The 18,633-nt window shown below is 73.8% G+C and carries 12 protein-coding genes; 6 read left to right on the top strand and 6 right to left on the bottom strand.

All coding sequences use genetic code 11. The features are described 5' to 3' along the window. Window positions 1-6: 6 nt before the first annotated feature. Genes ACH4SL_RS11590 through ACH4SL_RS11575 form a run of 4 tightly spaced genes read left to right on the top strand, consistent with a single transcriptional unit; the run spans window position 7 to window position 8,700 of the window. Entirely contained in the window at window positions 7-1,923 is a 1,917-nt protein-coding gene (locus ACH4SL_RS11590; protein WP_398443858.1) for an AMP-binding protein, read from the top strand. Further along, complete coding sequence (locus tag ACH4SL_RS11585) at window positions 1,923-7,283, top strand: amino acid adenylation domain-containing protein (protein WP_398443856.1); 5,361 nt, start codon at window positions 1,923-1,925, stop codon at window positions 7,281-7,283. Before ACH4SL_RS11590 ends, ACH4SL_RS11585 begins: the two co-directional genes overlap by 1 nt. Beyond that, complete coding sequence (locus ACH4SL_RS11580) at window positions 7,280-7,549, top strand: acyl carrier protein (protein ID WP_398443854.1); 270 nt, start codon at window positions 7,280-7,282, stop codon at window positions 7,547-7,549. Before ACH4SL_RS11585 ends, ACH4SL_RS11580 begins: the two co-directional genes overlap by 4 nt. Further along, a complete protein-coding gene (locus ACH4SL_RS11575; RefSeq protein WP_398443852.1) occupies window positions 7,546-8,700 on the top strand; it encodes an alpha/beta fold hydrolase in 1,155 nt (384 codons plus the stop codon). Before ACH4SL_RS11580 ends, ACH4SL_RS11575 begins: the two co-directional genes overlap by 4 nt. Before the next feature lie 59 nt (window positions 8,701-8,759). Here ACH4SL_RS11575 and ACH4SL_RS11570 read toward each other — a convergent pair whose 3' ends face one another. Genes ACH4SL_RS11570 through ACH4SL_RS11550 form a run of 5 tightly spaced genes read right to left on the bottom strand, consistent with a single transcriptional unit; the run spans window position 8,760 to window position 14,880 of the window. Next, complete coding sequence (locus ACH4SL_RS11570; protein ID WP_398443850.1) at window positions 8,760-9,545, bottom strand: PhzF family phenazine biosynthesis protein; 786 nt, start codon at window positions 9,543-9,545, stop codon at window positions 8,760-8,762. Next, window positions 9,526-10,650 (bottom strand): hypothetical protein, encoded by a 1,125-nt coding sequence (locus ACH4SL_RS11565; RefSeq protein ID WP_398443848.1) that lies wholly within the window; start codon window positions 10,648-10,650, stop codon window positions 9,526-9,528. The genes ACH4SL_RS11570 and ACH4SL_RS11565 overlap by 20 nt, the downstream gene beginning before the upstream one ends. Next, window positions 10,647-11,336, bottom strand: a complete 690-nt coding sequence (locus tag ACH4SL_RS11560; protein WP_398443845.1) for a TenA family transcriptional regulator — start codon at window positions 11,334-11,336, stop codon at window positions 10,647-10,649. Before ACH4SL_RS11560 ends, ACH4SL_RS11565 begins: the two co-directional genes overlap by 4 nt. 12 nt (window positions 11,337-11,348) lie before the next feature. Then, entirely contained in the window at window positions 11,349-12,245 is an 897-nt protein-coding gene (locus ACH4SL_RS11555) for a chlorinating enzyme (RefSeq protein ID WP_398443843.1), read from the bottom strand. Then, window positions 12,235-14,880: an amino acid adenylation domain-containing protein gene (locus ACH4SL_RS11550; protein WP_398443841.1), complete on the bottom strand. Its 2,646-nt coding sequence runs from the start codon at window positions 14,878-14,880 to the stop codon at window positions 12,235-12,237. The genes ACH4SL_RS11555 and ACH4SL_RS11550 overlap by 11 nt, the downstream gene beginning before the upstream one ends. Window positions 14,881-15,641: 761 nt before the next feature. Here ACH4SL_RS11550 and ACH4SL_RS11545 point away from each other — a divergent pair. Together ACH4SL_RS11545 and ACH4SL_RS11540 are read left to right on the top strand one after the other, a co-directional pair. Beyond that, a complete protein-coding gene (locus ACH4SL_RS11545) occupies window positions 15,642-16,283 on the top strand; it encodes a LuxR C-terminal-related transcriptional regulator (protein ID WP_398443839.1) in 642 nt (213 codons plus the stop codon). Window positions 16,284-16,296: 13 nt separating this feature from the next. Further along, complete coding sequence (locus ACH4SL_RS11540; RefSeq protein WP_398443837.1) at window positions 16,297-17,454, top strand: aminotransferase; 1,158 nt, start codon at window positions 16,297-16,299, stop codon at window positions 17,452-17,454. Window positions 17,455-17,486: 32 nt separating this feature from the next. Here the strand turns inward: ACH4SL_RS11540 and vioC are convergent, their stop codons facing one another. Continuing rightward, on the bottom strand, window positions 17,487-18,515 hold the full coding sequence (gene vioC, locus ACH4SL_RS11535) for an arginine beta-hydroxylase, Fe(II)/alpha-ketoglutarate-dependent (protein ID WP_398443835.1): 1,029 nt from the start codon (window positions 18,513-18,515) through the stop codon (window positions 17,487-17,489). Between the last annotated feature and the right edge of the window lie 118 nt (window positions 18,516-18,633).

The following is an 18,633-nucleotide window of genomic DNA, read 5'->3' as shown; positions in this document are numbered from 1 at the left end:
CTCACCATGGATGCCAAGGCTCTCACCGACGTGCTGCGGAGCCGGGCCGAGCACACACCCGACTCGGTTGCCTACGAGTTCGCCGAACTCGGTGCCGGGGTCACCACGTTGACGTACGGCGGGCTGGCCGCCCGGGCGTCGGTGCTCGCCGCGCAGCTGACCGGGGGCGGCGAGGGGCCCGTTCTGCTCGCCTACGACTCCGGTCTGGAGTATCCGGTCGCCGTCTTCGCCGCCTTCCTCGCGGGGCGGCCGCTGATCCCGGCATATCCCCCGGGCCCGATGTCCGACGGCCGTCGGCTGGCCGCGATCGTCGACGACGCGCGGCCGACCGCCGTCCTGGCGGCCGCGCCTCATCCCGAGATCGCCGTCCCGACGGTGCTCTCCGTACCGGGAGCCGAGGCGGACGGCGCCGGCTACGCGCCGCCGCCCGGAGCCGCGCGGCAGGACATCGCGATCGTCCAGTACACCTCGGGGAGCACGGGGACGCCCAAGGGCGTGCTGGTCCGCCAGGACAGCGTGGCCGCCAACACCGCCTCCATCGCCGAGCGGTTCGGGCTGACCGCGGCCTCGCGCGGGCTCACCTGGCTGCCGCCGTTCCACGACATGGGCCTGATCGGCGGCCTGCTGGCCCCGGTGGCGGCGGGCATACCGGTGCGGATCCTGCGGCCCGTCGACTTCCTCAAGGCCCCGCTGTGGTGGTTGCGGCAGATCGGCGAGACCGGCGCCACCGCCAGCGGCGGCCCCGATTTCGCCTACGCCCTGTGCGTCCGGCGGGCGCGCACGGACGGCGCGCTGGAGGGGCTGGACCTGTCGCGCTGGCAGGTGGCCTTCAACGGCGGCGAGTCCGTCAGGCACCGCACGATGGCCGCGTTCGCGGAACGGTTCGCCCCGGCCGGATTCCGCGCCCAGGCGTTCCTGCCCTGCTACGGCCTCGCCGAGGCGACCTTGATGGTGAGCGCCGGCCACTGGTCGGGACCCGGCGGCGATCCGCTCTCTCCCGTCAGCTGCGGGACGTCGATCCCGGGTCAGCGGATCGCGGTCGTCGACCCGGAGCGCCTGACCCCGGTCGCGGACGGCACCGAGGGCGAGATCTGGGTCGCCGGGCCCAACGTCACACCGGGGCATCTGCACGGTGACTCCTCCGACCAGTTCGCCGAGCTCGACGGCCGGCGTTTCCTGCGGACCGGCGACATCGGCTACTTGCGGAACGGCGAGCTGTTCCCGACCGGCCGGGTCAAGGACGTGATCGTCTTCCGGGGCGTCAACCACCACGCGGTCGACGTCGAGGCGGCTGCCCTGGAGGCGGTGGGCCGGGTCGGACGCTCGGCCGCGGCGTTCCTGGTCGACGCCGGCTCCGAGCCGTTGCCCGTACTCGTCCTGGAGACCCTGGGCCGGCCCGGCGAGGGACTCGTGCCCCGGATCCGGGCCGCTGTGCTGGAGCGGACGAATCTGCGGCTCGCGGTCGTCGCGCTGGTCCCGCCCCGCTCACTGCCGCGCACGTCGAGCGGGAAGATCCGGCGGTCGGCCACCCGCGACGCCCTTCTCGCGGGCGCGTACGACGACGCGGTGATCGCCGACGGGTTCCGGCTCACGGCCCTGGCAGAACGGCGTGAGAGTGCCGCTGCGACGGCCGACCTCGCGGCGGTGATCTGCGGCGTCGTCGCGGAGGTCTGCGGTGTCCGGGAATGCCGGCCCGCGGACAGCCTGACCGGACTCGGCCTCGACTCCGTCCAGACGGCCGAGGCCGCCGCGGTGATCGAGGACGCCGTCGGTCTCCCGGTGCCGCTGGAGTCCGTCCTGGCGGCGCCCACGGCGAACGACGTGGCGGACGCCCTCCTGGCCCTCTGGGTCTCCCGAGGTGGCACACCGGCCCTGGTGCGCGAGCGGTTGGCGTCCGCGCACGACGGCGCAGGGGTCGGCTGATGGACTCCGCCGTCGGCCGGAGCCTCGTCCAGCGGTGGCGGGCCAAGGGCGTGGAGGCGGCCTCCCCGGCCGACGCCCCGGCCGCTCTGTCGACCGTCCAGCGCGGCGTGCTGACCTTCGAGCGGCTGCACCCGGGCACCGCGGTCTTCAACCTGCCGTTCATGGTGCGCCACCGGGGACCGCTGGACGAGGACCGCCTGGACGCCGCGCTGGCCGCCGTCGTCCGCCGGCACCCCGCCTTGCGCAGCACGTTCGCCGACGACGAGCGGGGCATGGCGCGAACGGTCCAGGACTCGGCCGCCGTCACGACCCGGTGGACCGACTTCCGGCACCTGCCGCCCCCCGACCGCGAGATCGCGGCCCGCGACCACGCCGAGCGGGTCGCCGCCGAGCCCTTCGATCTCGGGCACGCCCCGCTCGCCCGGCTGGCCGGCTGCCGGCTGGCCGACGACGAGCGGCTGCTCGTCTTCGTCGCGCACCACCTGGTCTGCGACGGCGGCTCGATGCAGGTGCTGCTGGCCGATCTGTCGGCGGCCTACGAGGGCGGGCTCGGCGGCCCGGTACCTGGCGCGGCGCCCGCCCCGGCGGGGCCGGCGGCCGCGGAGTTCTGGCGGACACGTCTCGCCGGCCTGCCCGTCCTGGATCTGCCGACGGACCGGCCCCGGCCGCCCCGGCCGACGTTCCGGGCCGGATCGGTCCCCGTGGACCTGCCGGCCGAGCTGGTCCGCGCGGCCGAACGGCTCGGGCGCGAGGAGAACGCCACGGTGTTCATGGTCGTGCTGGCCGCGTTCCAGTTGCTGCTCGGCGAGCAGAGCGGACAGACCGACTTCGCGGTCGGCGTGCCCGAAGCGGGCCGCTCGGGCCCCGGGCGGCACGGCGTCGTCGGGCTGCTGTCCGACATGCTCCTGCTGCGGGCCGATCTGAGCGGCCGGCGGACCTTCCGGGATCTCGTCCGCGGCGCCCGGGCCGCAAGTCTGGCCGCTCTCGGCCATCGCGGTGTGCCGTTCGAGGAGCTGGCCGCGATGCTCGGCCCGGGGCGCGGCCGCGACACCGGCGCGGTCCGGGCCGGCCTCGCCTTCCACGGCGACTGGGGCCGGGCGACGCTGGCCGGCTCCCCGCTGCACCGGCTGGCCCTCACCCGGCCCGGCATCCGCTACGACGTGGACCTCCACCTGTGGCGCGAGCGAGGCGGGCTGCACGGCACCTGGGACTACAGCGCGGAGGTGTTCGACGCCTCGACCGCGTCCCGCACGGCCGGGCGGCTGCCCGTGCTGCTGGCCCGCGTGCTCGCCGAACCCGACCGGCCGACGGACGGCCTGGACCTTCTCACCGACGACGACCGCGCGGCGCTCGACCGGTGGGCACGCGGGCCGGTCCCGGACGATCCGGACACCACCCTGACGGAGCTGTTCGCGGCCCAGGCCGCCCGGACCCCGGACGCGGTCGCGGTCGAGGACGCGCACCGCGGGCTGACCTACCGCCGGCTGGACGAGCGGTCGAACCAGCTGGCCCACCACCTGCGGGGCCGGAGCGTGGGGGCGGACGACGTCGTGGGCATCCGGCTGGGCCGGTCGGCCGACCTGGCCGTCGCGATGCTCGGCGTCCTCAAAACCGGCGCGGCCTACCTGCCGCTGGATCCCGCGTATCCGGCGGACCGGATCGCGTACATGCTCGACGACAGTTCGGCGCGGACCGTCGTGACCGCCGCCGACCTGCGCGCGAGCGAGGGTGAGCCGACGTCCGCCGCGGGCACCGCGGCTCCGGCCCCCGACCAGGTCGCCTACCTGCTCTACACCTCGGGCTCCACCGGGCGGCCCAAGGGCGTGCTGACCACCCACCGCAATGCGGCGGCACTCGTCCGGTGGGCGTCGCGCGCGTTCCCGCCCGCCGACCTGGCCCGGACACTGGCGTCGACGTCGATCTGCTTCGACGTGTCCGTCTTCGAGTTCTTCGGGCCGCTGTGCTCGGGCGGGACCGTGGTGGTGGTCGAGAACGCGCTCGCCCTCCTCGTCGACCGGCCGGAGGTCACGATGGTCTCCTCGGTGCCCTCGGCGGCTCGCGCCCTGGTCGCCGCGGGCGCCGTCCCGCCCAGTGTGCGGGCGGTGGGCCTGGCCGGCGAAGCCGTCACGCAGGCACTCGTCGACGACCTCTACGCCACCGGTCACATCGAGGCCGTCTTCAACCTCTACGGGCCGACCGAGGACACCACGTACTCGACGGCCGCCCGGCTGCTGCCCGGGGAGCCTCCGCCGATCGGGGCGCCGCTGCCGCACGGCCGCGCCTACGTCCTCGACAGGGCGCTGCGACCGGTGCCGGTCGGCGCGGTCGGCGAGTTGTACCTGGCCGGCCGCGGGCTGAGCCGCGGCTACCTCAACCAGCCGGCCCTGACCGCGTCGCGCTATCTGGCCGACCCCTTCGCGGGGACGACCGGTGAGCGCATGTACCGCACCGGCGACCTCGTCCGCCGCCGGGCGGACGGGGCGCTGCTCTATCTCGGCCGCAGCGACTTCCAGATCAAGATCCGCGGCCAGCGGATCGAGCTGGGCGAGATCGAGAGCACGATGCAGCGCCATCCGGACGTGCGGGACGCGGTGGTCGCGCTGCACGGTGACCGGCTGGTCGGCTACGTGACCGCGGCCGGACCCGGCGGGCTCGACGTGGACGACGTGCGAGCCCGGCTGCGGCGGACGCTGCCGGTGGTGATGGTCCCGGCCACGCTGGTGCTTCTGGAAGCGATGCCCCAGACGCCGAACGGCAAGGTGGACCGCCTGAGCCTGCCGGTGCCCGCACTCCCCGCGGACACCGGCGCCGCACCGGCGGTCGGAGCCGCCGAGCAGTTGGTCGCCGACGTCTGGCGGGAGGTACTCGGACGGGAATCGGTCGGCCGCGACGACGACTTCTTCGACCTGGGCGGGGACTCGTTGCTGGCCGGAGGGGTGATCAGCCGGTTGCGGGCCCGGGCCGGTCTGGCGATCCCGCTGCGGCTGGTGTTCGAGAACCCGCGGCTGTCCGACCTGGCAGCGGCCCTGCCCGAACCGGGACCGGCGGACGATGTCCCCCGGTTGACCCCCCGGTCGCCCGATGCCGAACCGGTGCTGTCGTTCGACCAGCAGCGGATCTGGCTGGAGTGCCAGTTCCGGCCGAAGGCCGCCTACAACATCCACGGTCGCCAGTGGTTGCGCGGTCCGCTCGACAGGCCGGTCCTGGAACGCTCCATCCGCGCGGTGATCGGCCGCCACGAGAGCCTGCGGACCACCTTCCACCAGGTCGGCGGTCGGCCGGTGCAACGCGTGTCCGACCCCGACCCGCAGTGGCGCCTCGGCGTCGAGGACCTGTCGGGGCAGGGACCCGGCGCGGCCGTCGCCGCGGAGCGCCTGGCCGACGGCCGGGCGGCCACGCCGTTCGATCTCGCCGCCGGGCCGCTGTTCGACTGCCTGCTGATCCGCGTGAGCGACACCGAACACCTTCTGAGCATGACGATCCACCACATCGTCGCCGACGGGCGGTCGACCGGGCTCGTGCTGCGCGAGCTGTCCGCGCTCTACCGCGCCGGCGGGGATCCCGGCCCGGCCGCCCTGCCGGCGCTGCCGCTCCAGTACCGCGACTACGCGGTCTGGCAGCGGAACACCCTCACCGGCGAGCGGCTGGCGCACCAGGTCGCCCACTGGCGGGACCGGCTGGCCGGGGCGCCGCCGGTGACCGTGCTCCCGGCCGCCCGGCGGCGGTCGCCGTCGCAGGGCGCGGTCGGCGGCCGGGTCGGCGCGGAACTCGGCGACGACGGCGCGGCCGCGCTGCGGAGGCTGTGCCGCGAGCACGACGTGACGCCGTTCATGGCCGTGCTGGCCGCGGTGGCCACGGTGCTGCACCGCTGGTCCGGCCAGGGCGACCTGGTCGTCGGGGTGCCGGTGGACACCCGTGGCGCGTGCGGCGCCGACGCGCTGGTCGGGATGTTCGTGAACACCGTCCCGCTGCGCGTGGGACTGGCGGGCGACCCGACGTTCGGCGATGTGCTCGACCGGGTCCGGACCGCGGCCCTGGACGGATACGTCGCCCACGGGCGGACGCCCTTCGAGGTCCTGGTGAGCGAGCTGCGGGCGATGCGCGACCCGTCGCGCACGCCGGTGTTCCAGGTCCTCGTGAACATGGTCGAGAGCGTCGAGCAGGACTGGAGGCTGCCCGGCGTCTCGGTGGAGACGTGCGAAGGCCCGCCGCAGCCGGGCAAATTCGACCTCGACCTCACGGTGCTGCGCCGCGGCGACGGCTACCGTTTCGACCTGCTGTACCACGCCGACCGGTACGAGACGTCGATGATGGACGCCTTCCTCGGCCAACTGCGGGCGGTGCTCGCGGCGGCGGCGGAGGGCCCGGCACGCCGGATCCGCGATCTCGACCTGGCGGGCCCGGCGTCCGCCGGGCCCGCGGCGCCGGCGACCGGGATCGCCGAGCGGTTCGGGCTGACCGCCGAGGACCGCCTCGCCGTTCTGGCCGGCGGTTCGGGCCTGCGCCGTGCGGCGCGGTCCACGGCGGCCGCGGTCGGCTGCAAGCACGTCGTGGCGGACGACGAGGTGCTCGACGACCCGGTGCTGGTGCTGCGGTGGCTGCGGCGGACGTCGGTGACCGTGGTCCACCTCACCGCGCCGGCCCTGCGGGCGCTGGCGTCGCGCGGGGCGGCGTCGGCGCTGCCGACACTGCGATGCGTCTTCCTCGCCAACGGCGGCGATGTCACCGCGCACGACGTGGGGCTGGTGCGGTGGCTCGCGCCCGGGTGCCGGGTCGTCGGCCTCTACCAGCCGGACCCGGCGAGTCCGCCGCCGGCCGCCTTCGAGGTGCCCGCGGACTGGTCGCCGGACACGGCCCCGCTGCGGCTGCCAATCGGAAGCGCTCTCCGCGAACCGGCGGTGACGGTCAACCCGGCAGGCCGGCCCTCCGCGGCCGGCGAGGTGGCGGAGCTCTGCTTCGGCGGGGTCCGCACCGGCGACCTGGTCCGGCGACGGGCCGACGGGCTGATCGAGTTCGCCGGTCCACGGGCCGGGCAGGGCATGGGCACGGAGGCCGCGGACCGGCTGGAGACCGTCGCCGCGCTGCTCGACGTGGACGGCGTCCACGACGCCGAGGTGTCCGAGAGCGTGGGCCAGGACGGTCGCACCGGGCTGACCGCGTACGTCGCCGCGCCCGGCCGGTCGGTGGACGTGGGGCGCCTGCGGCAGCACCTCGTCACCCGGCTGCCGGAGTACCTGGTCCCCCGGCAGGTGGTCGTCCTGGACCGGCTGCCGCTGACCCGGGACGGCGACCACGACCGGGCCCTGCTCCCCGCGGCGCAGGCCGGACGACCGAGATCCACATGGATGGAGAGAGCGTGACCGACCACACGGTGGAGCGGGGTGCCCCGCACCGGGCCGCGGGCGCGGCCGGCGACGAACGCGTCGCCGCGGTCCTGGCCGTCGTCCACGAGATCCTGGGCGATCCCGGGATCACCGCGGACGACGACCTGGCGCACCACGGCGCGGCGTCGCTGGCCATGGCGCGCATCATCGTCACCGTCGGCGCGCGGCTGGGACTGGACGTCGATCCGCGCGACCTCGGCCCCGCGGTCACCGCCCGCGCACTGGCCCGGGCCGCCGGATGACGGCCGCGCTCGCCGCCCTGGTCTCGGCGGTCCGCGACCTGGCCGGACTGACCGACCAGGTCGGACGGTTCGCGCTCCCGGCCGGCACCTGCGACCGCGCTCCCGACCTGGTGGCAGCCGTCTGCCTGGCCCTGGAGGTGCCGCTGGCCTTCGACGCGCCGGCCGACGGACCGGAGCGGGACTTCGCCGTCGCCGCGCTCGCGGCGGAGATCCGGCGGATCCAGCGCGCCCCCGAGCTGGCCGGCCTCGACGCCGACGGTGTCGCGCGGGCGGCGGACGAAGCCCGGCGCCTGGCCGACGAGGAGGACGCCGGATACCGGCGGCACGCGGTGCGCCGGCCGGACGGCACGGTGCTCACGGTCGTCGAGGCCGGCCCGGCCGGCGGTCCCTGCGTCCTCCTGTCCCCCGCGTGCTCCATGGGCCACCGGCTCTCCCTGCCGTGGCTCGGTGCGCTGAGCCGGACCCACCGCTGCGTCGTCCCCCAGACCCGCGGCACCGGCGAGCGGATCGACGACCCGGCGGACTTCGACACGCGCGGCCACGACGTCCCGCACCAGGCCGACGACCTGCTGGCGCTCGTCGAGGCCCTGGACACCGGCCCGGTCCACCTGATGGGACTGTGCGGCGGCGCCGCGCCGGCCCTGCTGGCCGCCGCCCGGCAGCCCGGCAGCGTCAGCTCCCTGAGCCTCTGGCACGCCGACCTCGAACTGGGAGGGGACGCCGAGAAGACCGATCACCAGGCCAACATGCGGGCCCTGCTGGACCTGGCCGGCGAGTCACGTGACTCCGCTGCCTGGGTGCGCCGCAAGCTCGTCAGCGGACCGATGACCGGCGTGCCGGCCGGTGTCGGGCCGCTGGTGGTCCGGCCGTACGCCACGACGGAGCTCTTCTACCGGTACGCCAGGCTGACCGGGGCGACCATGCACTGGGACTCCCGGGAGACGGCGGCCCGGGTGGCCCAGCCGTGCCTGGTCGTGACCAGCCGGGACGATCACATCGCGCATCCGGCCGGGTCGCGGCAGCTCGCCAGGATCCTGCCGGACGCGCGGTTGGCGGTGACCGAGCACGGGACGCATCTCGACGCGTTCGCCGCGACGCCCGCACAGGTCTCCCGCCTCAGGACGTTCCTGGCGGCGGCGCCCGCGGGGTAGACCGGCCGCGGTGGCACGCCGGCACACGAACCCGCGGACACCGGTGCCGGCCGGCACCGTCAGTGCCGGCCGGACCCCTGCGGGCGCAGTACCGCGGTGCCCAGGACGCGGACGCGGTCGCCGGCGTCGTGAACCTCCAGGCGGCCGCCCCGTTCCGACAGCTGGAGCGCGTTGAGGACGGGCCTGCCGAGCCGTGCCGCCCAGAAGGGGGTGAGTTTGCAGTGGGCCGAGACGCACACCTGGTCCTCGTCGACGCCGAGGGACGGGAAGAACGTCCGGGACACGAAGTCGATCCCCGCTTCGCCCGGGGCCGTCACGATGATCCCGCGGAAGGGCAGCCGCGCGAGGGCGGCGAAATCCGGCCGGACCGCGGTGACCTCGTCCACCGACCGGAGCTCGACGAGGACGTCGTCGGCCGCCGCGGCGCAGCCCACGGCGTCCGTGCCGAGGGCCGCGAGCAGTCCGGGCGGCGGATCGCAGGGGGTGAGCGCGGACGTCGGCAGGTCGATCGCGACGAGGTCACCGACGCGCTCGGCGAACAGGACCCCGTTCTCCGAGACGAAAGTGAGCCTGGTGGCACCGGCGTTGTCGGCGTCCTGGAAGAGGCAGCGCGCGCCGGCGATCGTGGCGTGCCCGCACAGGTTGATCTCCGCGTAGGGGGTGAACCAGCGCACCCGGTACTCGGCGGGCGCGACGGGCACGACGAACGCCGTCGTCGGCAGGCCGATCCGGTGGGCCTCGGCCTGCATGTCCTCGCCGGACGGGAAGTCGGACCTCCGCACCACCGCCGCCGGGTTTCCCGCGAACCTGCCGTCTGCGAACGTGTCAACGATCTGCGTATGCATCCTCGCGGATGTCCTCCCAGCTCCGGAAGACACGGTCGATCGCCGCGCCCATCCCCCACACTTCCTGGTAGTCCGGCCCCTGGGGCCCGGTGTCGATGTCCCGCTGGCGCGCGTAGGCGACCGTCGTCCACTCCGGGGTGGACGGATACCGGTGGTGGTAGTCGTGGTTGGGGAGGTCCCCGACGACGACGAGCAGCCGGCAGGGCAGGTGGTAGAACACCGTCAGCGCGGTCCAGCGAACCCAGGCCGCGCACTGCGGGCCGAAGGGCGTCGCGCGCGCCGGCACGGGGGCCCCGCAGAATCTGGCCGACGTGTTGGACGCCGTGTAGAAGCGGTGGCCGTACTCGGGGTTGCGGGACGCCAGCCACTCGTGCTCGCCCAGCCGGTCCAGCAGCGCGCTGAGCTGGGCGAAGAGGATCACCGGCAGGCCGAAGGCCAGCACCAGCACCAGCGTGCCGTGCGGGAACCAGAACGGCAGCGACAACCACCACGCCGCCCACGCCGCAAAGCCCAGGCGGCGGGCCGGTCCGCCCCTTCTCAGCGTGCTGCCCATCCGGCCCGCGAACCCGTGCCAGTAGAACGCCGGGGACAGAAAGACGGTCCACGCCCGGCGCCACTGCGCCGCCCGCGTCATCCCGGGCCGGAAGCCGAGGTCGAGCAGGAACCTGACCGGCGGATCGGCCAGCGTGGCGAAGATCTCCCGCCGGTGGTGGTTGTCGAAGTGCTCTTCCTTGAAGTCCCCGAAGGTGTGGAAGACGCTGAGCACCGTCACCGTCTCGCCCCAGAAGGTGTCCAGGGACGCCTTCCCCGAGAACCGGCGGTGCAACGCCTGGTGAGCGATGACGAGGACCATCATGCGCTCTCCGCAGACGGTCAGGGTCCACCCGGCGAACAGCGCGACGTACCAGTACGCGCACATCGTGGCCAGGGCCGCCGTCGAGATCGCGAGTCCGGAGAGGAACACCGCGAGGGTGACGGCGAGGTAGCTGGCCCAGGTGTGCCGCAGCAGCGGTTTCTGGCCCGGCAGAGCCTTGCCGGTCTGCCAGGTCCAGAAGTGCTGCGTCCATGCGGGGAACCGACGATAGGTCGCCCGCACATCGGTCACGATCCCACCGCCTGCGCACCTGACTCGATGCCGGACTCGACGGCGAGACGGTCGAAGAACCTCGTCCACAGCCGCCACATCTCCTCGGCGGCCTCGACGACCTCCGCCTCCTGGTCGGCGGTGAAGTCCGCGAGCAGTGTGTGGTTGGCCTCCTCCACGTGGTCGGGCTCCTGCGACACATGGATGGTGACCCACTCGTTGTCGCTGACGCCGGTGGTCCGCTCGATCATCCTGCCGATGCTCGAGACCATGAGAAGGTCGGTGGTCTCGGTGGCGAAGATGAAGCCGAGGGCCGACTCGCGTTCCTCCGATCCCCTCCGGTAGCCCTCCACCAGGTCCGCCGTCTCCTGGTACGGCGCGGTGCCGGTGACGGCGGCCCGGTCGAAGCCGCACCGGTCCATGGATTCGACGTAGATCACTTCGTGCGCCCGGGCCACCACCCCGCCGCCGGCCTCCTGGTTGAGGATCTTGGTGACGGCGCTCTTGGAGGCGATGTCGGGGAGCACCGCGACACAGCGGGCGAGGAAGGTCGGGAAGTAGTGCAGCGGATGCCACCACTGCTCGATCAGGATGCCGGCCTGGCGCTTGTCGAGGTCCGCGGAGTCGACGGCGGCGAAGAACGGGTGGTCGCGGAACGTGCGGTACACGGGGCTCTCGGCCAGCCTGTCGGCGAACGAGGTGGTCATGATCGTCCTCTCCTAGCGAGGTGGAGCGGGAGGCGCGCCCGGGGCGAAGGGCTCGCCCCAGGCGTTCTCGGAATGGATCCGGTTGAGCCCGTAGCTGTCCCGGCCCCCGACCTGGACGCAGCCGTGCCGCGCCAGGTCGAAGTGGTGCCCGAACTCGTCGAACTCGGTCATGCCGCCGTAGACCCGTACATGAGTGGGCACGACACGGATGGCGAAACCCATGCGCTGCCGGTTGCTGATGTTCGGGTTCGACCCGTGGATGCAGCGCGCGGTGAAGATGACGAACTGGCCGGGGCGCATCTCCAGGTGGCGGACGTCCTGGTCGTCCGGGCTCCAGTCCTTGTCGATCTTGATGTCGTCGTAGTTGTAGCCGAAGAACGAGTTGTCCTGGGCCGCCCCGTTCCAGGACATCGGCGCGTGCTCGTCGTAGCGCCATTCCCGGTGGCTGCCGGGGATCATCCGCATGCAGCCGTTCTCCCGGGACGCCTCGGTGAACGCCACCCAGCACGTCAGCTCCATCGGGGCACCGGGCGAGTGCGCGGTCGCCTCGAGCATCCCCTGGGTGGTCTCGCCGATCGCGTAGGTCTCGACCTGGTGCCAGCCGGTACCGGAGTCGCCGGGGTTCTTCGGGAAGAACTCCGTGCGCCAGCAGAGGATGTCGGGGCCGATCAGCGCCTGCATCCGCTCGACGATCTCCGGCTCGGTGATCAGGCGGCCGAGGCCGGAGATGTCGAGGTGCCGGTCGTAGTTCACCGGGTTGTCGAACGCCTTGCGCTCGTTGTTGGCCGGGTCCAGCAGGGCTTTGCGCTGCTGTTTCCACCAGGCGGTCATCTCCTCCGGTTCCCAGAGGGTGAAGGGCCCGATGAACCCCTGCTCGTCGAAGGTCTTCACGTCGGTCTCAAGATCCATGTGCCAGGCTCCCTGCCGTGCTCGATGCCGAACCCACCCGCTCCATCGCGGAACCCAGGACCGCTGCCGTCTCGGCCGCGTGCTCCGCTCCGATGAACCCCCGGTGATCGCCGGGGACGGCCGAGACCTCGAACGCCCCGGTGGACAGCCCGCGGACCGCGTCCGCGAGCAGGCCCCGGCGGACCGCCCCCGATTCCGAGGCCTGGAAGAGGTCGATCGGGCCGCCGTACGGCTGTGGTGCGTACCGCATCGCCGCGGCCATGCAGACCCGGGCGGTTCGGAGCACGTTCCGCAGGTATCCGCTCGACACCTCCGCCGTGATCGGCGCGCCCATCAGCTGGAGCCAGGTGTCGCCCGAGGTCAGTTCGGCGAGTTCGGCGCCGGTGACGGCCGGATCGTCGAGCAGGGCGGCCACCTCGTCGAGCAGGGCGAGGAACGGCGTCTCCGGCAGCGGCAGTCCGGTGATCGGGTCGATCACCGGGTTCGCGTCGAGCAATCCCAGGAAGTCCACCTCGGCGCCGGCCGCGGTCAGTTGCCGGGCCATCTCGTAGGCCAGCACGCCGCCGAACGACCAGCCGGCCAGCCGGTAGGGCCCGTCGGGCTGGACGGTGCGCACCTGCTCGACGTGTGCGCGCGCGATCTCGGCCAGCGAGCTGCCGGGCGCGGGCGGCTCGCCCGCCCAGCCGATGCCGAGCAGCCGGACCGGTGCGCGCGAGGCCCGCGCCAGGTCCCGGTAGCAGAGGACTTCGCCGCCGAGCGGGTGGACGAGGTAAAGACGCCGTCCGGACGGGCCGGGGCGCAAGGTGACGATCTGCGACGCGTGCGAGCGCCGGACCGGCCCCGGCCCGGCCGGCAGCGCGGCAGCCAGGTCCTCGACGGTGCTGTGCTCCAGGAGGACCGACAGTTCGACCGGGCGGCCGAACGCCTGCCCCAGCTCGGCGACGACCCACGTCGCCAGCAGCGAGTCGCCCCCGATGTCGAAGAAGTCGTCGTCGTCGTCGAACTCGTCGTGGCCCAGCACCCTGGTCCACAGGGCCCTGACGACCTCGGCCGGTCCGGCCGCGTCCGGCACGGCCGGGGCGGCGTCGGACGCGGCCGACACGTCGAGTCCGGCCAGGGCCTGCGCGTCGACCTTTCCCGTCCCGGTCCGCGGCATCGGGTCGACGCGGACGTACCGGGACGGGACCATGTACGCCGGGACTAGGCCCCGGACGTGGTCGGAGATGTCGGCGTGCGGGACGGCTCCGTCGGTCTGCAGGTAGGCGACGAGCACGGACACCCCGTCGGCGACCTCGCGCATGCCGACCGCCGCCGCCTCGACCCGCGGATGGCTCAGCAGGGCGTTCTCGACCTCGGCCGACTCCACCCGGAAGCCCCGCACCTTGTACTGGCCGTCGTCGCGGCCGAGGAACTCGTACGTCCCGTCGGCGCGGGCCCGGACGAGGTCCCCGGTGCGGTAGAGACGGCGGCCGGGGGTGCGCGCGAAGGGGTCTGCCACGAACCGCTCCGCGGTCCTCGCCGGATCCCGGAGGTAGCCCCTGGCCAGACCGGCTCCGGCGACGTACAGCTCGCCGGCACCGCCCTCTGGGACGGGCGCGAGCCGCTCGTCGAGCACCCGGCACACGACCTCGTCCACCGGGCCGCCGACGGACGGGACCGCGTCCCAGTCCGCCGCGTCCCCGGGCAGCGTCAGGCTGGTGACCAGATGGGCCTCCGTCGGCCCGTAGTGGTTGTCCAGTCGGCACCCCGGGAGGGCGGAGAAGAATCCGCGGATCGCCGGCGTGACGATCAGCCGGTCCCCCGCGGTCACGACATGCTCCAGCGTCGTGGGGACCACCCCGCCGCGCGCCGCGGCGACCGCCAGCAACTGGAGCGCCACGTAGGGCAGGAACACCCGCTGGACCCGCTGCGCGACGATCACGTCCAGCAGCGCGGCCGGGTCCCGGCGGACGTCGTCGGGGACGACGACCAGGCACCCGCCGGTCACCAGGGTCGACAGGATCTCCTGGAACGTCACGTCGAAGGAGGTGGCGGTGAACTGCAGCGTCCTGAGACCGGGGGCCGCGTCGCCGACCTGCCACCGGAGCAGCCGCGCGAGCCCTCGGCGGGTCATGGCGACGCCCTTCGGCTCACCGGTCGATCCGGAGGTGAACAGCACGTACGCCAGGGCGTCGGGGTCCCCCGGCGCGGCGGCGTCGGGCACCGGGGCCGCGCGGTCGGCCGCCACGGCGCCGGGCACCTGCGGGCGAACGGCCGCGACACCGGCCGGAAGCCGTACGGCGTTCACGTCGTCGGCGATCGCGACCCGGGCGCCGAGCCGGTCCAGGACCGCCGTCAGACGCGGCGCGGGGGCGCCGGCGTCGATCGGGCAGTAGACCCCGCCGGCCGCGAACACCGCCAGCATCGCGACGACGGTGTCGGCCGGGCGGTCGAGCAGGACCGCGACCGGATCCTCCGGACCGACGTCCGCCGCGCGCAGGCTGTCCGCCAGCGCGTCGACCCGGTTCATCAGCGCCGCGTAGGTGAGGGTCGCACCGGCGTCGGCGAGATCGACCAGGGCTTCCCGGTCGCCGGCCGACTGCGCCCGGGCGCGTACCAGAGCGTCCGGGGACGGCACGGTCGAGTCCCGGATCATCGGCCGACGATGCGGTCGCGACCGGCCGGCACCAGCACGCGTCCGAACGCGTGATGTCCGGCTCTCGGGCCTCCAGCAGTCCGCAGCAAGGTCAGAACCCGCCCTCCGGTCACGAACCTGCAGGGGGCAGGCTCTGTCGCTCGTCGCTCACGTTAGGGTCGGTGGCCGCCGGGCCAGGAGTCACGGAAAAGGGCTACGCCCCTCCGGTGCGACGGCGTCCGGTCGCGCGGGTCCCTACGGTGACCTGGTCGAAGGCACCGATGCCGGCGGGTCGGCGGGCCGGCGGCGGCGTGCGGCCGGCTCCGCTTCGCGGCGGGCCGCGGTACCTCGTTCACGTGACTGCGCGGGCCGCGCGCCCCGGATAGCCTGACGCCCTCTTCAGCAACCGGAGGGCTCCGGCTCTCCGGATGCGATCCGGGCTTTCCTTTCGACACGACCCCAGCAGCTCGCCGCATCGCCACTCACAGGTCTCGACGTCGTTCCGGCCCGAGTGACCGGACGGATCCGCGTCGCGGCCCGCCGGAAGCGCGCGGCACGCCCTGCGGAGGACGAACGATGGTCGCGGCCCGACACCGCCGGATCCGGGCCGTCCCCCGTCGGGGGCCCGGCTCTCGTCCCGTGACATCAGCGGCAGCACGATCCGCCGCCCGGTGGTCGCGACGCGGTGGCCGGCCGCCGGGTGACGGGTTCCTCACCGTCGATCCGTACTCTCCTCTCGCAGTTCGGAGCTCAGGGTCCTCACAGAACACCACGGGGGCATCGTGATCCGGACCGACATCCTCACCAACTCGCCCGTCTTCCTGATGGGTCTTGTCCAATGCCTGACCGACAACGGGATCAAGGTGATCGCCACGCGAGCATCGCCCGAGCAGGAACCGTCATGGCTCGCCGACACCGTCCTGATCGACATCGACGCCGTCCCGGCGCCGGAGATCCTCCCCTACATCAGCGCGGCCGCGAGGAGCACGCCGGTCCTGGTCCTCGCCAACGGCCCGGCCGACCACGGCGCCGGGCACCCGAGGACCCGCCCCGACTACCTCGGGGCGGGCGCGGCCGGCGCCGTCGGCAAGTGGGAGTCGGTGGCGGGCATCGTCGAGGCGGTGTGCGCCGCCGCCTCGGGGAGCGCGGTCGTCCGCGACGACCGGCCCGCCCCGCTCCCTGCCGCGGGGCCGGTCACCCGCCTGTCCGGGCGGGAGGAACAGGTGCTCCGCCAGATCTCCCTGGGACGCACCCACGGTCAGATCGCCACCCGGTTGGGCATCAGCCCCCACACGGTCGACACCTACGTCAAGCGGATCCGGACCAAGCTGGGAGCCGGGAACAAGGCCGAGCTCACCCGGGCCGCGCTGCTCGGCCGGACGGCCCTGGCAGCTCCGGGCCCGAGCACCGGCGAACCGGCGTGAGGGGGGCCGTCGGATGCGCCTGAACCCTGGGACCGTCGGCCAGATCGACTCGCCGATCGCCACCGCCTACTCCCTGCTCGACCAGCTGTGCGGCGAGCGCACGCTGCTCGACCTCGCCCAGGCCGCACCGCCGTATCCGGCAGCGGACGCCGTGGTCGAGCACGTCGCCTCGGTCGCGCGGGATCCGCACGGGGCGGACTACGTGCCGATCGAGGGCCTCGCGCGCCTCCGCCAGGCGTTCGGGGCGGAACTGCGCGCCGACTACCGCGGAAAGGTGGACGCCGAGAACGTGATGGTCACCGCCGGCTGCAACCAGGCGTTCTGCCTGGCGGTGTCGGCGCTCGCCGGACCCGGCGACGAGGTCGTCCTCGCGCTGCCGTACTACTTCAACCACGACATGTGGCTGCGGCTGAACGGGATCGTCCCCGTCCACCTCGAACCCGGACCGGATCTCCTGCCGGCGCCGGGGGCCGCCGAGGCCCTGATCACGGCGCGGACGCGCGCAATCGTCCTGGTCACGCCGGGCAACCCCAGCGGGGTGACGCTGGAGCCGGACCGCATCGCCGCGTTCGCGGCGCTCGCCGAGCGGCACGACATCGCCCTGGTCCTCGACGAGACCTACCGCTCGTTCCGTGACAGCGACGAACCGGCCCACGACCTGTACACCGACCCGAAGTGGGCGCGGACAGTGGTGAGCCTGCACAGCTTCTCCAAGGACCTCGCCATCCCCGGCCACCGGGTCGGGGCCGTGGTCGCGTCACCGGAGCTGAACCGCCAGGCGCTCAAACTCCTGGACTGCGTGGCCATCTGCGCCCCGCGGATCGGCCAGGAGGCCGCGTGGGCCGGGCTGACCCTGGCCCGGGACTGGCGGCGCGCACGGGCCGCGGAGGTCGCCGGGAAGAGGAGGCATCTCAGCGCGGTGATGGCCGGGCGGCCGGGCGGCTTCGAGCTGCTGTCCGTCGGCGGGTTCTTCGGCTGGGTGCGCCATCCGTTCGCCGACCGCCCGACCGACGACGTGGTCCGCGAACTCGTCACCACATACGACGCCCTGGTCATGCCCGGCACGGCGTTCCTCCCCGACGACCGCGGCACGTTCCGGGTCAGCGTCAGCAACGTCGGCCTGACCGCGCTCACCGACTTCGCCGAGCGCCTGGCCCTGGCCGGCGCCTGACCACCGCGGCACCGGCGCCGGGCAGTACCGGTTCAGTAGATGATCCGGTTGTCCGGCGCCGGCCGCCAGGCACGCGAGCCGCGCAGGTTGCGCGTGATGTTGAGCCGCTTGAGCCACCGGTCCGATCCGTCGTACCGGGCGGTGAACGACTTGCGCCCGTGGACGGCCCGGAAGTTGTCGATGAACGCGCAGTCGCCGGGCCGCAGGGCGATGCCCCGCATGTTCGCCTCGATCTGGTCGCACAGCCCCTGGAACGCCGCCACGGACCGGGCGGACCAGCCGTCGGTCCTCATGTGGTAGGGATCCAGCGCCATGTACGGACTCAGCCGGTCGCCGGACAGCACGGGGCGTTTGACGGGATGCTCGTTCCACGACCGGATGAGTTCGAAGCTCCGCGCGCGGAGACGGTCGACGGCCGGGTCACCGGTCGACTCGGCGGCGTTCTCCGGCAGGTGCGAGTTGTCGGGCATCTGGGTGAACTCGGGCTCGAACAGCGCTTCCACGTCGATCGCCGGCCAGTCGAGGTCCCCGGCGTCGCAGACGACCGTCTCCACCAGGTCCGGGTTCTTCAGGCACATCAGCGCCACGTAGTCGCCCCGGCAGGGATGGAAGGCGTCCTCGGTGTGCCAGGACAGGTGCTGCAGGCTGTTCGAGCCGATCTCGTAGTTCTCGTGGCCCTTGATCGGCAGGACGTCGTGCATGATGCGGCCGTCCTGCTGGGTCGCCCAGCCGAACACGTCCCCGAGCGCCGCCGCGCACAGCAGGAAGAAGATCTCCTGCCGAAACGCCGGCGAGCCGAACTGGCTGTCCCGCCAGTGCTCCGGAGTGGGCCCGAGCGCCGCCCCGTCGACCGCGAGCCCGGAGACCACGCACAGGGCCGACGGCTCGCCGAGCCGGAACTCCTCGAGGAATTCCAGCAGGCGGGCCGGCAGCGAGCGGGCCAGCACCGGCGCCCGGCGGATCAGCTCGGGGTCCTCGATCACGGAGTACGCCGAGGCGATCCCGGCGAGCAGCGGTGCCAACCGCTCGCCGTCCTCCGGCGTCAGGGTCAGGTGATGCATCGCGTTCCTCCCGGGCCGGTGTGCCGAGCGAGATGACCGCAGCGGTCATGCCTGGTGAGTCTAGGAGCGAACCCCGCGCCGGCATCGGTCCCCGTTAGAGGGGACAGGTGCACCGCCC

It is taken from the genome of Streptomyces sp. NPDC021020 (genome assembly GCF_044333285.1).
In the GTDB taxonomy this organism is placed as follows: Bacteria; Actinomycetota; Actinomycetes; order Streptomycetales; family Streptomycetaceae; genus Actinacidiphila.
This window is presented reverse-complemented; position numbering and strand designations above follow the sequence as displayed.